This is a genomic window from Bythopirellula sp. (genome assembly GCF_041737835.1).
In the GTDB taxonomy this organism is placed as follows: Bacteria; Planctomycetota; Planctomycetia; order Pirellulales; family Lacipirellulaceae; genus Bythopirellula.
Window position 1 is genome coordinate 20,844 of record NZ_JBGSQY010000046.1, and the last position, 14,011, is coordinate 34,854.

14 protein-coding genes are annotated in these 14,011 nt (G+C 55.8%); 13 read left to right on the forward strand and 1 reads right to left on the reverse strand.

What is annotated here, in order from left to right; genetic code table 11:
• Window positions 1-151: 151 nt before the first annotated feature.
• The 10 genes from AC6T8Q_RS14015 (at window position 152) to zwf (ending at window position 11,128) form a co-directional block, all read left to right on the forward strand.
• Entirely contained in the window at window positions 152-787 is a 636-nt protein-coding gene (locus AC6T8Q_RS14015) for a hypothetical protein (RefSeq protein ID WP_500679670.1), read from the forward strand.
• Window positions 747-1,427, forward strand: coding sequence for an RNA polymerase sigma factor (locus AC6T8Q_RS14020; RefSeq protein WP_500679671.1), 681 nt, complete (start codon window positions 747-749; stop codon window positions 1,425-1,427). Before AC6T8Q_RS14015 ends, AC6T8Q_RS14020 begins: the two co-directional genes overlap by 41 nt.
• Window positions 1,424-2,194 carry a hypothetical protein gene (locus tag AC6T8Q_RS14025; RefSeq protein WP_500679672.1) on the forward strand — a complete coding sequence of 257 codons (771 nt, stop codon included), beginning with the start codon at window positions 1,424-1,426 and terminating at the stop codon, window positions 2,192-2,194. Before AC6T8Q_RS14020 ends, AC6T8Q_RS14025 begins: the two co-directional genes overlap by 4 nt.
• Window positions 2,195-2,238: 44 nt before the next feature.
• The gene (locus AC6T8Q_RS14030) at window positions 2,239-2,925 is read left to right on the forward strand and encodes a transglutaminase family protein (protein WP_500679673.1); all 687 of its coding nucleotides are present in this window, start codon (window positions 2,239-2,241) and stop codon (window positions 2,923-2,925) included.
• 69 nt (window positions 2,926-2,994) lie between these two features.
• Window positions 2,995-4,809, forward strand: a complete 1,815-nt coding sequence (locus AC6T8Q_RS14035; protein ID WP_500679674.1) for a hypothetical protein — start codon at window positions 2,995-2,997, stop codon at window positions 4,807-4,809.
• A gap of 144 nt (window positions 4,810-4,953) precedes the next feature.
• The gene (locus tag AC6T8Q_RS14040; protein ID WP_500679675.1) at window positions 4,954-6,258 is read left to right on the forward strand and encodes a diphosphate--fructose-6-phosphate 1-phosphotransferase; all 1,305 of its coding nucleotides are present in this window, start codon (window positions 4,954-4,956) and stop codon (window positions 6,256-6,258) included.
• 128 nt (window positions 6,259-6,386) lie between these two features.
• A complete protein-coding gene (locus AC6T8Q_RS14045; protein WP_500679676.1) occupies window positions 6,387-7,250 on the forward strand; it encodes an HAD family hydrolase in 864 nt (287 codons plus the stop codon).
• Between the two features lie 60 nt (window positions 7,251-7,310).
• Window positions 7,311-8,756, forward strand: coding sequence for a decarboxylating NADP(+)-dependent phosphogluconate dehydrogenase (gnd, locus tag AC6T8Q_RS14050; protein ID WP_500679677.1), 1,446 nt, complete (start codon window positions 7,311-7,313; stop codon window positions 8,754-8,756).
• 47 nt (window positions 8,757-8,803) lie between these two features.
• Window positions 8,804-9,586, forward strand: a complete 783-nt coding sequence (locus tag AC6T8Q_RS14055; protein WP_500679678.1) for an SDR family NAD(P)-dependent oxidoreductase — start codon at window positions 8,804-8,806, stop codon at window positions 9,584-9,586.
• Between the two features lie 87 nt (window positions 9,587-9,673).
• Entirely contained in the window at window positions 9,674-11,128 is a 1,455-nt protein-coding gene (zwf, locus tag AC6T8Q_RS14060) for a glucose-6-phosphate dehydrogenase (protein WP_500679679.1), read from the forward strand.
• Between the two features lie 72 nt (window positions 11,129-11,200).
• On the opposite strand, the gene AC6T8Q_RS14065 is transcribed toward zwf, so the two are convergent.
• On the reverse strand, window positions 11,201-11,422 hold the full coding sequence (locus AC6T8Q_RS14065; protein WP_500679680.1) for an AbrB/MazE/SpoVT family DNA-binding domain-containing protein: 222 nt from the start codon (window positions 11,420-11,422) through the stop codon (window positions 11,201-11,203).
• Between the two features lie 150 nt (window positions 11,423-11,572).
• Between AC6T8Q_RS14065 and AC6T8Q_RS14070 the strand changes: the two genes are divergently transcribed.
• From AC6T8Q_RS14070 to AC6T8Q_RS14080, 3 genes are read left to right on the forward strand one after another with little or no spacing between them, the layout of a single operon-like run.
• Window positions 11,573-12,511, forward strand: coding sequence for a phosphatidylserine decarboxylase family protein (locus AC6T8Q_RS14070; RefSeq protein WP_500679681.1), 939 nt, complete (start codon window positions 11,573-11,575; stop codon window positions 12,509-12,511).
• 30 nt (window positions 12,512-12,541) lie between these two features.
• Window positions 12,542-13,408 carry a CDP-diacylglycerol--serine O-phosphatidyltransferase gene (gene pssA / locus AC6T8Q_RS14075; protein WP_500679682.1) on the forward strand — a complete coding sequence of 289 codons (867 nt, stop codon included), beginning with the start codon at window positions 12,542-12,544 and terminating at the stop codon, window positions 13,406-13,408.
• A 3-nt stretch (window positions 13,409-13,411) separates the two neighbouring features.
• Entirely contained in the window at window positions 13,412-14,011 is a 600-nt protein-coding gene (locus AC6T8Q_RS14080; protein ID WP_500679683.1) for a riboflavin synthase, read from the forward strand.

Consider the following 14,011-nt stretch of genomic DNA (forward strand, 5'->3'; position numbering starts at 1 on the left):
CTCGACATTGCGTCGGGCCCGTTTTGTTTTGATAATCTCAAAAAATGTTGAGCTTGGAGCATCCGTTGTGGTTTGAGGTTCGTAGTCCCACGGGGGTGTTCCGTAAGTTGCGTTAAGGGTTAATCTTTTTCGTTCGCAGGTCGTCACATCTATGTCAGATGCGAACACTACTACCCTTGATACCGAGAGCCGTGGCGGATTGTTCGTCGTGGCGGTGGTTTTCTTGAGCTTGGCGTTCTTGGTGACGCTGGGGATTCAATTCGCTTGGTCGCGATTTGGGCCTGTCCCCTCAGCCAGAAATCTGGCAGCGGTCAGTTCCGAACAAATCGTGCAGCCTAAGCCCGACTTGAGTCCCGACCAAGTCGTGGAGCTTCAGCTCAAGGGATTGGGTGAGTCCAACCCGGCACCGGGGATCATGCAATGCTTTGCGTTTGCCTCGCCGGAGAATAAGCAATCGACGGGGCCGCTCACGCGCTTTGCGATGATGATGGAACGTCCCCCGTACGACGTTTTCTTGCACCGTCATTTGTTGCTGGTTGGCAAACCGGCGATTACGGGTGAGGAAGCCACGGTGATGGTCACGTTGCTCGACGAGCATGATGAAATCCGAGTGTTTCATTTTCATCTCACCAAGCAACATGGCGAGGCGATCGAAGGCTGCTGGATGACGGATGCCGTGTATCCCTTGCAGCAAATCACGACGCCAGCCGTAGGACAAGAGCCCACTGTGTGGCGAGCCCCTCAACATGACGGAACGCGCTGCGGATGGTGGGCCCACTATGGATAAGCCCGATCCCACCTCGAAGGCCGGTGAGGTGCATCTCACGGGATCTTTGCCGACAGACGACAAGTGCCAGCAAGACATTGCCTGGATGTCGGCTCTGCGGCATGGGGACGAAGCCGCGTTCTTGGAACTCTATCATGCCTACGGCGACCGCGTGTTAGCCGTGTGCTTGCGCGTGTTGCACGATCGACAACTTGCCGAGGATGTGCTATCAGAAGTTTTTTGGGAAATTTGGCGGCATCCTGACCGCTATGAAGCATCGAGAAGCACTCCGCAGACGTATCTCTTAATGGTAGCGCGCAGTCGGTCGATCGACCGACTGAGGGAAATCGCGCGCAGGGCACGTGTGTTAAACGCGGCGACCGAATCGGCGCGGGACGGCGACGGAATATTCCCAGACATTCCGCCCGAAACTGGCTTAGTACGCCAAGAGCAAAATCACTTGGTGCGCACGGCGCTTGATCATCTCGAGGACAATCAGCGGCAGGTTTTGGAGTTAGCATTTTTTGGAGGCTTAAGTCATCAACAGATTGCCAAGCATTTGGACTCACCGTTGGGAACGGTCAAGAGTCGCATACGGCAAGGCTTGATTCATTTGCGCGCTAAACTTTCATCCACCTTTCCAGAGCGGTTTCGACCATGAATTGCCAAGACAGCAGGGAATTGCTGATTGAGTATTCGCTGGGTCAACTCGATCCGGCGCGAACGAGTGAGGTGCGTGCGCATCTCGCGAAAGGATGTCCTGTGTGTGCTGAACAATTAGCTGAGATTCAAAACTCGTGGGCGAGCTTGGCGGCCGGCTTGGAACCGGTGTCTCCTTCTCCCGGGGTCGAGAAGAAATTGTTGGCGATGATTCGCGGAGAAATCGCGCCACCGGTTGAGCTCACGAATCGGCAAGAGCATCGCGAACGATCGCGGTTGTTGGCTTATATGTTGGCGGCATCACTTGTCGGTATTGCCGCGGGGGTCGTGGTTTGGAATTTCACACCGTTGGGAACTCAGTTCGGGAGTCGTGAAGTCGCCGTTGCCCCAGCAGATGCTTGGGGAGTGCCAGACGGGAGTGCTGATAAACCAGGTTTTCAAACCGTGGCGCTCGAGCCCATAGCCGAGCAAAAGGGTGTTCAGGTGGCAATTGTCATGAACCAAGCCACCCGGCAATGGCATGTGATTGGCTCCGGACTTCCGGAAGTTGTCACGGGTGAGCATTATCAGCTTTGGTTGGAAACTAAGTCCAAGCAATTCTTGCCCGTCGAGCAACTCACGGTCGATCACAAGGGCCACGGCGGCGTGATCATTGATTTGCCGAAGGAGCACGCGAATCAGTTGGCGGGGGTGTGGCTGACAGTCGAGAAAGTCGAAGAACCAGCGCAACCCTCGCAGCAAGTGTTATTTCACGCCGCGATCAAATAAAGATGTGACTCGTCTGGTCGCCAGCCGGGGACTACACTTGGGGCATGCCTGAACCCAGTTACTGCCGCCCGCTTGCCTTTCATCGTTTTGTCTCTGCGCTGCCTCAGATCGACACGGCGGAGGGACTATTTCGCGCGGCCTTTGCAATCTCACTGCATGAGCGCCCCGAGGCCGAATTCGGGGAAGCGGAATCAATTGTCAACCAACTTAGCGAAGCAGTGCGGCAGCGGGTGCGATCCGCTAATCCCCAGGCGCTCTTAGCGCATTTGCATGACGTGCTCTTTGAAGTCTTCGGCTTGCGCGGCAACACGCGCGATTATTACAACCCCGCCAACAGTTATCTGGGAGACGTACTGAGAAGCCGGCAGGGCCTGCCTATCGTCTTGGTATTGATCTATAAGCGAGTGGCAGAGCCGCTAGGGCTCGTTGTGCATGGCATCAATTCGCCCGGGCATTTTCTCGCGGAAGTGTCGACCGAACGGCCCAATGAAAAATCGATGTTCGTCGATCCATTTTTTGGCGGTGGAATTTTGACCGCTGAAGAAGTTTTTGAGCGAATAAGTCAAGCCACCGGGCAAGCGGTGATTCCCTCCCCTGCCCTACTGTCTCGTGCGACCCCCGAACAATGGCTGGCGCGAATGCTGGCCAACCTGCAAGCGGCCTTTTCCGCGGCGGGACAGGAACGCAACGTGTATGCCATGCAGGAGCTTTTTGCGCTGATTGAGCAGTGATTCGCTCGAAATACGAATGCAGGGTAAAATGCAAAGACTCACCGCTGCCCCCTTCGACGGAACTTTTCTTTGACGGAACTTTTGATCGTGCCTTGTGTCCGCCGGCTTATCATTTGTGTCGTGCTCTTGCTGGCGGGATGGTTGAGCAGCGGAATTTCCATGGTTTTGGCCGACGTGGCGGTGCTGAGCAATCGCACGGGGCGAGAACTTGTGGTCGAGATTATGCCGGGCGTGGGCGCGGCGAAGCAAATGGCAATCGCCAGCGGCGAATCACGGCCTGTGTTCTTTCAAGGTTTCGCACGGGTGCGGTTTGGCGATCAGTTCACGTCGCAATCTTATGAACTGGCCCCCAAGGCCGCCTACTTTTTTGCCCCCGATGCCGACGGGCAAACTCTGCGTATGGAACGCATCGGTTTCGGGCCCAGCGATTCCGAACCGCTCAAGCCCGTGCCGTTTGATCCCAATCAAAAGTTGAGTGAAGGCTCGGTCACGGTGCCGATCAAAATCGCGGTTGATGACGACGAGCCCACGCATCGCACGGTCTGGGAGCCGCGACTGCGTGACCGTGTTGCCAAGGCTTCGCAAATTCTTGAACAGCATTGCGGTGTGAAACTTGAAATCGTGGATGTGGCAACGTGGGAGTCGAACAATCAGATTCGTGATTTCTCGCGCTCGATGCGAGAATTTGAACGCGCCGTGCCCGCCACACCGACTCAGTTGGTAATTGGTTTCAGCAGCCAATATGACTTTTCCGTGGGACCGATGCACTTGGGAGGCAGCCGCGGGCCATTGCATCCTTACATCTTGCTTAAAGAGCGTGCGCCCAATACCCAGGAGGCGGAAAAGCTTGAGCTCTTGGTTCATGAGCTGAGCCATTTTCTAGGGGCATCTCATAGCCCCGAGCCGAATAGCGTGATGCGGCCAATGCTCACCATCAGTCAATTGCGATCTACAGGGGCAAAGATTTATATCGATCCGGTAAATGTGCTGCTGATGTCGCTGATGGCCGACGAAATGCGACAGAATAAGGTCAAGACTTTCGCCGAAGTTTCGCAACCGACGAAGGACCGCATGCTGGAAATTTATCGCGTGTTGCAACAAGCATTGCCGAACGACCCGGCGGCGATTATTTATCAAAGGTTGCTTGGCACTTCGAATGCGCCACAACTGGCGATGGAAGTCCGCGAGATATTGAGTCAACTCACGCAGTTCGCGCGGCTCGAACAAGCGCGTGCCGAGAAAGCTGGAGTGAAAATTCCGGGCGACGATCTCACGGCGAGTTATGTGCGTGAGGCCGCGGTCATCGCTGCTGATCTGCAATCACCCACCGCGGCGAAATCGATGTTGCTCGCGTTGGGAGTTTTCTTCGATGGCGTGAGTACGCTGCGAGCGTTTCCCGGAACGAGCAGTTTGGTTTCGCAATTGGAAACCGACGAACAACGTCGCACGCGGATCGGTGTGCTGGGACATCCCACGATGCGCGATCGGCCAGATCTCGCCAAACATTTCTTTGTTTCCGCTCACCTAGCCGCAACGATGGGGGGCAGTGCCGCGCGGGGCATGGGCCTCATGAAAGAAACTCTTGATGCGCAAGGGGGCTCGGGATTCAGCTTCGCCGACATGGCCGCCAATCGCGCGGGGATCGTGTTTGCAGAGAAGCTGCTTGCGAATGAGCTGACATTGGACGAGCTGACCAATTCCTTTGTGGTTGGTAATTTCATCCCCGAAATTGGTGAACTTGTAGAAGGTTTGCAGGGTGGCGATTTACAATCGCATCTTAAAAAAGCGGAGACTAATCTCTCTGCGGAATTGGATCAAATCGAACAGCGCATCCTCGATCTTCCGATTTATCAAAAAACGATTCGGAATTCTCGACAGCCGTGAGTTCCTCCGGCTTGGGGCAATTGCTGCTTCGATCTGAGGCGGCTAGAATGCGGAATTCTGGCATTATTTTGCGCCCTAGGTAAGCTGCGAAGCCGACCAGGAAGCGGTAGGATTTGTGTTTTTGCCGAACCGGAATTCTCGAATATGACTCGTCCCCGAAATCTTATCGTGGCCCAAAGTGGCGGACCCAGTTGCGTTATCAACAGCACGTTGCGCGGCATCGTCGAAGCAGCGCGTGATTCAGCCAGCGTCGGCACGATTTACGGTGGGCATCACGGCATTGAAGGAGTCTTGAAGGAAGAGTTGATCGACCTGACGGCCCAATCGCCTGAAGAAATCGCCCTGCTCCGCTATACACCCGCCGCGGGCTCGATTGGCACCTGTCGTTATAAGCTTAAGGATTGGCAGAACGAAGATTTCGACCGAATGATGGAAATCTTCAAGGCCCACGACATCGGTTACTTCGTTTACATCGGCGGCAACGATTCGATGGACACCGCCAACAAGGTGGCCAAGCTCGCCAACGAACGCGGATTGGATATGGTGGGGATCGGTGCCCCCAAGACGATCGACAACGACGTCGGCGACAGCGAATTCAAGTTGATCGATCACACCCCCGGTTATGGTTCGTGTGCTAAATACTGGATGCACATGGTGCAGAACGCGAACGAAGAGAACGCCGGTTCTTCGCCGGCTGATCCCGTGCTGGTGTTGCAAGCGATGGGTCGCAAGATTGGTTACATCCCCGCCGCCGCGCGGTTGGCCGATCCGAAACGAGAAATGCCCCTGCAAATCTATCTCGCCGAGCGGAAGTTCACGCTTGAGCAGATCGCCGATAACGTGAACGAACAACTCAAACGGGACGGACGCGTGATGCTCGTGGTGAGCGAAGGCTTGGACGTGGGCGACATTGGGGCGGTGAAAGATTCGTTTGGACATACGTCGTTCAGTGCGAGCCAGATCAGCGTCGCGCAGATCATAACCAACTATCTCAACTCGAAGGGTTTGGCTGCCAAGGGTGCCGCACGTTGCAATGTTTCGGGCACCGACCAACGCAACTCGATTGGCTATGCGTCGGAAGTCGATCTCGACGAAGCCTACGAAGTGGGGGTGAAAGCTCTGGAACTTGCTGACAAGGGCCAGAGCGGCTTCATGTCGACGATCCTACGGAAGCCGGGGCCGAAGTATGGTGTGACGTATGACAAGGTGCCGCTTCCCGAAGTGGCCAACAGCGAACGGACCTTCCCCGACAAATGGATCCTGCCGAGCGGCATTGATGTGAGCGACGAGTTCTTGGCTTACTGCCAACCGCTCGTTGGCGACACGATGGCGCAACTTCCGATGGAAGATGGTCGGCAGAGGCTCGCGCGGATCAAGCCGATCTTCGCCGAGCAAAAGCTGGCGAAGTATGTTCCCCAGGCGGACCGCATGAAGGCCCCAGGCAAATAAAGATAAGAATACTTACCACGAAGAGCACAAAGGGCACAAAGTTAATAATTTCAGAAGACGAGATTGGTGATTGTCTTGCTACTTTGTGTGCTTCGTGGCTTTGTGGTTATTAATTGGATTGGTTAGGCATGAAAGATTATAAACCCCAAAAAGAGTTCTTGGTGGCCATCGATTCCGATGGCTGTGTGTTCGATACGATGGAGATTAAGCATAAAGAGTGCTTTATTCCCGCGTTTATCAATCACTACGAACTGCAAGGCGCGAGCAAATATGCTCGTGAAGCCGCTGAGTTCGTGAATTTGTATTCCAAAAGCCGTGGAATCAATCGCTTCCCTGCTTTGGTCGAACAGCTCGAATGGCTCGCGCGTCGGCCCGAAGTGAAGGCCCGGGGGATCAAGGTTCCATCGCCGAAAGGCGTGATCGACTGGATCGCCGAGGAATCGAAACTGGGTAATCCGGCACTGGAAAAAGCCGTGGCCGAGTCGGGCGATCCCGATTTGAAAGTGGCTCTCGCCTGGTCGAAAGCCGTGAATGATGCCGTCGCCGACATGGTGCGTGGAGTACCTCCCTTTCCCAATGTGAAAGCCTGTTTGGACCGCTTTGCCGAGAAGGCCGACATGATCGTGGCCTCGGCGACGCCGAATGCTGCGCTCAAGGCCGAATGGGAAGAACACGGCATCGCGGGGCACGTACGCGAGATTTGCGGCCAGGAAGCAGGCACAAAAAAAGAAATCCTGGCGGTTGCGGCCCAATACGGCAAAGATAAGTGCTTAATGATTGGGGACGCCCCGGGTGATCATAAGGCTGCGGTGGCGAACAATTGTTTGTATTATCCGATTAACCCAGGGGCCGAAGAAGCAAGTTGGAAGCGGCTGCTCGACGAAGGCATCGACCGATTTTTCAACGGAACCTTTGCCGGCGAGTACCAAGAAAAGCTTGTTGACGAGTTCAACACCTACTTGCCCGCCACGCCCCCCTGGCCCGTGCATTAACAATATGAACCGTGGCCGAAGCGTCACGGACAACATCGTTAGCAATAAAGAAGCAAAACAATGGCTGAATTGTGTGATTTCGGTTTGATTGGCCTCGCCGTGATGGGTGAGAACTTGGCCCTTAACGTGGAAAGCCGCGGCTATCGCGTGGCGGTATTCAATCGCACGACCGAGAAGGTCGACGATTTGATGGCCGGTCGGGCGAAGGGGAAAAACTTCGTCGGCTGCCATTCGCTCGAAGAGTTGGTCAAGTCGCTCAAGACGCCGCGGAAAGTGATGATGATGGTCAAGGCGGGGCCTGCCGTCGACGATCTGATGGAGCAACTGATTCCACTGCTCTCACCTGGCGATATTTTGATCGACGGCGGCAACACGTTTTATGCCGACACCGAGCGTCGCACCAAATATGTCGAAAGCAAAGGCTTGCTCTTCTGTGGTACGGGCGTGTCGGGTGGCGAAGAAGGGGCGCTACTTGGTCCCAGCATGATGCCGGGAGGCAGCGAAGCCGCGTGGCCCGAGGTGAAGCCGATCTTTCAGGCGATCGCCGCGAAGGTTGGCCCCAACAACGACATTCCTTGCTGCGAATGGGTCGGACCGCGTGGTGCTGGGCACTATGTGAAGATGGTGCACAACGGCATCGAATACGGCGACATGCAGTTGATCTGCGAGGCCTATTACTTGCTCAAAGAAGCGCTGGGCCTCACCAACGACGAACTCTACGACGTCTTCCAATCTTGGTACGATGGCGAGCTCAACAGTTATCTGATCGAAATCACACGCGATATTTTCAGCGTTAAAGACGATCAAGGGGGCGATGGCTACCTGGTCGACAAGATCATGGACAAAGCCGGCGCCAAGGGAACTGGCAAATGGATGAGCCAACTCGCGCTCGATCTGGGTGTGCCGAGCACGCTGGTGACCGAGGCCGTGTATGCTCGCTGTTTGTCGGCGATGAAAGATGCTCGCGTGCGAGCGAGCAAAGTTTTGAAGGGACCCTCGCCCAAGTACACGGGTGATCGCGCAAAGTTTATCGATCAGATTCGCCACGCCTTGTACGCCTCGAAGATTTGCAGCTATGCCCAAGGCTTTGTGCAAATGCAAGCCGCAGCGATCGAGCACGATTGGCCGTTGAATTTCGGCGAATGTGCGATGCTGTGGCGGGGCGGTTGCATTATTCGCGCGGTGTTCTTGGATCGTATTAAAGAAGCGTTCGACGCCGATCCCAAGTTGGAAAATTTGCTGCTGGCTCCGTATTTTCAAGAAACCGTGCAAAACGCGCAAGATGGCTGGCGGCATGTCGTGTCGACTTCGGCATTGTTGGGGATTCCCACTCCCGCCTTCTCGGCGGCACTCGCCTATTACGACGGCTATCGTCGCGACCGGCTGCCGGCGAATTTGCTGCAAGCACAGCGCGATTACTTCGGCGCTCACACCTTCGAGCGCGTCGACAAGCCGGGTGTGTTCCATGCCGAATGGATCAAGTTGCGTAAACAACCGGCCGACTGATTTTCTTTCTCTTCCCGCACAAACACCACACCGTTTTCGAGAGTTGCATGGCTGCTGAGTTTCTTCAAAATCAGTTTGGTTTCGATGGCAAAGTGTGTGTTGTGATCGGAGGGACGGGTGTGCTGGGTGGGGCCTTGTGCGAGGGCTTGGCTCAGGCAGGGGCACACGTGGTTGTTGCGGGCCGCAATGAAGAGCGTGGCCACCAGCGCGTGTCCGCCATCGAAAAGCTCGGTGGCAAAGCCTCGTTTGGCGCCGTGGACGCTACGTCGCGCGAGTCCGTGCAGGAATTGCTCGATACGGTCGTGAGTCAGCATGGCCCCGTCTACGGCTTGGTGAACGGCACGGGCGTGAATTCGCCGACGCCGTACTTGGAGATTTCTGACGAGGAGCTCAAGAAGATCTTTGATGCCAACTTTTTGGGAACGCATTACGCCTGCCAGGCTTTTATTCCGCACATGATCCAAAACGGCGGCGGTTCGATTCTCAACATCGGCAGCGTGACTTGCTTCTTACCGTTATCGAAGGTTTACACCTACTCGGCCACGAAGGCGGCGATTTTAAGCCTCACGCAAAATACGGCCCGTGAGTTCGCACCGCAAAAGGTGCGGATCAATTGCCTGTGCCCCGGTTTTTTTCCCGCGGAGCAAAATCGCAAGATTCTCAGCCCCGAACGAACGGAAGCCATCATGCGGCACACCCCCATGAATCGCTTTGGCAATCCCGAAGAATTGATCGGCGCATCGTTGTTGTTGCTGTCGCCCACCGCGGGGAGTTTCATCACGGGGACGACGATTTACGTCGACGGCGGATTCACGGCGATGACGATCTGAGTACGCTGTCGGCTTTACAGAGTTCGCCAGTCGGGCTATCTTGCTGGCGCGTTGCGAATCGAACGAGAAACCTCGGTAGAGTCCTGCATGTCCGCCACGATTGTAATCTTTGGTGCTTCTGGTGATCTGACCAGCCGCAAATTGATCCCCGCCTTGTATCAGGTGTTTCGCAAGGGACGCTTGAAGACGCCGCTGAACATCGTGGGCGTCTCGCGGACGGAATTTAGCAATGAGCAATGGCGGGCCGCCTTGGCTGAGACAACCGCCAAGTTCGCCGGTGACAGCTTTGACAAAGAAAAATGGGCACAGTTCGCCGAGCGGATTTACTATCTGCCGGGTGATATCGGCAACTTGGAAGACTTTCAGAAGCTCGCCAAGTTTCTCGATGAGATGGAATTCGGCGAAGCGGGGACGCGTGTTTACTATCTGTCGACAGCGCCACGATTCTATATGCAGGCAGTCGAGCACCTGGGCAAAGCTGGAATGGCTTGCGAGGGAGACTGCCCGCGGCGGGTCGTGATCGAAAAGCCGTTCGGTACGGACCTCGCCAGCGCCAAGGAACTTAATCACGCTGTCCACGAAGTCTTTGACGAGCGGCAGGTCTATCGCATTGATCACTATCTCGGCAAAGAGACGGTGCAGAATCTGTTGGTGCTGCGATTCGGCAATACCATCTTCGAGCCAATCTGGAACCGCAACTATATCGATCACGTGCAGATCACCGTGGCCGAGGAAGTCGAAATCGGCAGCCGCGCGGGATACTACGATACCGCCGGCATCATCCGCGACATGTTCCAGAACCATCTGCTGCAACTCCTGATGGTGACGGCCATGGAAGCTCCCGTGCGGTACGAGGCCGACGCGGTCCGCAATGAAAAAGTGAAGGTGTTGCATGCGATCCGCACGATGACCCCCGAGAAAGTGCAACACGACACATTTCGCGGGCAATATCGTGGCTATACTGCTTCCCCGGGCGTGAAACCAACAAGCCGCACGCCGACGTTCGCTGCGATGAAATTGTGGATCGATAACTGGCGGTGGCAGGACGTGCCGTTTTATTTGCGTAGCGGCAAGGCGATGTCGTGCCGCACGACGCAGATCGTGATTCAATTTCATACCCCACCACAAAAGCTCTTTGCCGGTGCGTCGTCGAACCTGTGCGAAGCGAATCGGCTGGTGATTCAAGTTCAGCCGGCGGAAGGCATTCAGATGCACTTCCAAACGAAGGTGCCCGACGCGGGGATGCGCACGCGGCAAACTGATTTGAGCTTTAACTATCAAAAAGAATTTCGCGACGTGATGCCCGAAGCGTATGAGCGGTTGCTCTTGGATGCGCTCGAAGGGGATGCGAGCTTGTTTGCTCGTGCGGATGAAGTCGAAGCCGCTTGGAAAGTTTGCGACCCCATCATTCAGGAATGGAACGAACGGGATAAGCCGACGCTGTTTATGTACGACCCTGGATTCTGGGGTCCGGAAGAGTGCCAGGAATGGATGACCAACCAAGGCCGCGACTGGTTTGATACGTGCCCGGTGTTGGGGTAGGCGCTCAGACGACGTGACAACGACGAATATGCACAACGCCCAGGGATTGCAATCCCTGGGCGTTGATAGTTGTTATGCAAGCCTGCGTAGAACTTCTCGATCAGCGACCATCACTGCTTTAGCGACTTCCAATTGCCCGGCAAGCTCTGCATCACACGCCGTCAATTCTACGCCGTTGGCGGTTTCGGTGATTTGAATACTATCACCGTCTTCAATTTGTAGCCGCCCGAGCATGGATTTGGGGACCACGAAATTGATCGAGTCGCCGATATCTGTCACTTTGATGGTATTCATGGTCTTGACCGGAGTTAATCGCCGAGTCGTTTGCTAAACAAGGAAACTTTCCCAATTATACCACGCTGCGGCGGCCAATGAAGCTTGTTTCTCGGCCGTGGGCGTGTACGCTAAAGTGTTTCACTAACGGCCAAGAATCACAGTAAGGCAATGTCCGAATCGAATTTTCCCACCCTTCCCGACAACATTCGCAGCGTGCAGCCCGGTGGCGGCAAATGCTACGCGATTGAGCTCGCCTGGGGACGCTGGCGGCGTTGGTATCTCAAGACATTTCGCCCCGGCTACGTGCGCGAGATGGCCGCACGCCAACTTGGGGATGCGAGCGGTGCGCCACACGAGATTCTCGATCCGCGTGATCTCAAGTATTGCTGCAATCTGTGTACAGCTTATTGGAAACCTGAGGACGATCCCTTCTTGTGGCGGGAGTACTTGCCGTTCGCGCGGTGGGGCTTGGCGGAACTGCAACTGATGGGTTGGCCGCTGCTGGCGGCCACGATCTTGTTTGCTTGGTGGGGGCATTGGTGGTGGCTGCTCGCGGTGCCGCTCGCGGTGGTCTTCGGTTTGATCGTCTATTTCTTTCGCGATCCCCATCGCATTATTCCGCAAGGCATCAACGATATTGTCTCGCCCGCGGATGGCACGATTGCCGAAGTGACGGAAGTCGAGCACTACGATTTCCTTGATGGCCCCGCGGTGAGGATCGGGATTTTTCTTTCGATCTTTAACGTCCACGTCAATCGTTCGCCACGTGCGGCGCGCGTGGTCGATATGTGTTACAAGCCGGGCGAGTTTCTCAACGCGATGAACCCCGAGAGCGCGATCCGCAATGAATTTATGTGGATTGGCCTTGAGGAGCTCGACAACCCTCAGCGGCGGTTGGCCGTGCGGGCGATTTCGGGCCTGATTGCCCGGCGAATCGTCTGCATTCTGAAGCCCGGGCAGGAGGTCCAGCGGGGCGAGAAATTTGGTATGATTAAGCTTGGTTCGCGGACGGAGCTGATACTTCCCCGCGATGCGGTCGAGGTGGCGGTCGTGGTCGGCGATAAGATCAAAGCCGGCAGCACGATCTTGGCCCGTTACCGCGATTAAGTTTCTACCTATCTGCATTTGAAATAGCCCATGCGACCGATTCGCCCGATTGCCGTTTTGCCGACGTTATTCACGTTGGGCAATCTCGTGTGCGGTTTCTTTGCGATCGTCGTGGCCAGTCGGATCGCCAGCCCGGATTTGATCGATTTCGTGCCGGCACCCAAGATTGATTCCGCACGGCAGCTGCTCGACAGCACCGATCCCACGCACAACTTGATGCTGGCGGGACTTTTGATATTTCTAGCGATGCTGTTTGACACGTTCGACGGTCAGGTCGCTCGTATGACACGCACGGCGAGCGATTTCGGCGGGCAACTCGATAGCTTGAGCGATACGGTTTCGTTTGGCGTGGCCCCCGCGATTTTGCTCGTTAAGATGTGCCCTGATTTCAGCAACTTGCACAAAGAAGCCGTCTGGACGATTGCCGCGCTGTTTGCCTGCTGCGCCGCACTGCGGCTGGCTCGGTTCAACGTGGAAACCGATGAAAAAGACGACCACGGCTCTTTTTCCGGATTGCCCTCGCCTGCCGCCGCGGCGGTGATCGCCAGCCTCGCCGTGTTCTCGTACACGTTGCGGAACGAATTCAACTTTGAAAATTACGCTGGGTTCGACTGGTGGCTGCAAAGATTGTTGCCGCCGTTCGCGGTGGCGGTGGCGGTGTTGATGGTATCGCGTATCCCCTATCCTCACATCGTGACTCAGCTCGTGCGCGGGCGCAAGAGCTTCACCCACATCGTTGGACTGGTGTTTGCGATCATGGCGATCTTGCTCGTGCGTTGGTTTGCCGTGCCGATCCTCTGTTTCGTTTATGTGACGGTGCCCGCCTTGCGATTCGGTTGGCAGTCGTTGAAGACGAAGCCACAAATGACGAAGCCGACCCAGCGTGGGGCCGTGTAGCCGATGTTCACGGGTCTTGTGCAAAGCTTGGCGGAAGTGAAATCGCTCGTCCCAGTGGGGCCGGGCGTGCGACTGGCGATCAGCGACGGCGAGATTGCCCAGCGTTCAGCGATTGGAGATTCGATCGCGATCAACGGGTGCTGTCTGACGGTCGTGGCGATTGAGGGCGAATCGTTCTCCTTTGAAGCGGGCGAAGAAACCTTGAGCCGCACAACTCTCGGCAAAGTTCAAGCGGGGGATCGTGTGAATCTCGAGACTTCGCTGAAGATGGGCGATGAGTTGGGCGGTCATCTCGTGGCGGGACACGTCGATGGCGTCGGCACGGTCGATGAACGAACCGACGACGCGGAGTGGTCGAAATTCTGGTTTCGGGTGCCGGCGGAACTGACCCGGCAAATGGCAAGCAAAGGATCGGTCGCCGTCGATGGCGTGAGTTTGACGTTGGTCGACGTCGAACACGAGCGATTCAGCGTGGCGCTGATTCCGCACACGCTCAAAATGACGACGCTCGGCTTTCGGCAAGTTGGCGACCGCGTGAATATCGAAACCGACGTGCTGGCCAAATATGTGCAGCGCCAATTGGCTTGGCAAAGCGAACAATAA

What these genes read in the sequence shown, in the direction of transcription:
- AC6T8Q_RS14015 (WP_500679670.1), top strand. Translation starts at nt 152, where the DNA reads ATGTCAGATGCGAACACTACTACCCTTGATACCGAGAGCCGTGGCGGA.
- AC6T8Q_RS14020 (WP_500679671.1), top strand. Translation starts at nt 747, where the DNA reads ATGACGGAACGCGCTGCGGATGGTGGGCCCACTATGGATAAGCCCGAT.
- AC6T8Q_RS14025 (WP_500679672.1), top strand. Translation starts at nt 1,424, where the DNA reads ATGAATTGCCAAGACAGCAGGGAATTGCTGATTGAGTATTCGCTGGGT.
- AC6T8Q_RS14030 (WP_500679673.1), top strand. Translation starts at nt 2,239, where the DNA reads ATGCCTGAACCCAGTTACTGCCGCCCGCTTGCCTTTCATCGTTTTGTC.
- AC6T8Q_RS14040 (WP_500679675.1), top strand. Translation starts at nt 4,954, where the DNA reads ATGACTCGTCCCCGAAATCTTATCGTGGCCCAAAGTGGCGGACCCAGT.
- AC6T8Q_RS14045 (WP_500679676.1), top strand. Translation starts at nt 6,387, where the DNA reads ATGAAAGATTATAAACCCCAAAAAGAGTTCTTGGTGGCCATCGATTCC.
- gnd (WP_500679677.1), top strand. Translation starts at nt 7,311, where the DNA reads ATGGCTGAATTGTGTGATTTCGGTTTGATTGGCCTCGCCGTGATGGGT.
- AC6T8Q_RS14055 (WP_500679678.1), top strand. Translation starts at nt 8,804, where the DNA reads ATGGCTGCTGAGTTTCTTCAAAATCAGTTTGGTTTCGATGGCAAAGTG.
- zwf (WP_500679679.1), top strand. Translation starts at nt 9,674, where the DNA reads ATGTCCGCCACGATTGTAATCTTTGGTGCTTCTGGTGATCTGACCAGC.
- AC6T8Q_RS14065 (WP_500679680.1), bottom strand. Translation starts at nt 11,422, where the DNA reads ATGAATACCATCAAAGTGACAGATATCGGCGACTCGATCAATTTCGTG.
- AC6T8Q_RS14070 (WP_500679681.1), top strand. Translation starts at nt 11,573, where the DNA reads ATGTCCGAATCGAATTTTCCCACCCTTCCCGACAACATTCGCAGCGTG.
- pssA (WP_500679682.1), top strand. Translation starts at nt 12,542, where the DNA reads ATGCGACCGATTCGCCCGATTGCCGTTTTGCCGACGTTATTCACGTTG.
- AC6T8Q_RS14080 (WP_500679683.1), top strand. Translation starts at nt 13,412, where the DNA reads ATGTTCACGGGTCTTGTGCAAAGCTTGGCGGAAGTGAAATCGCTCGTC.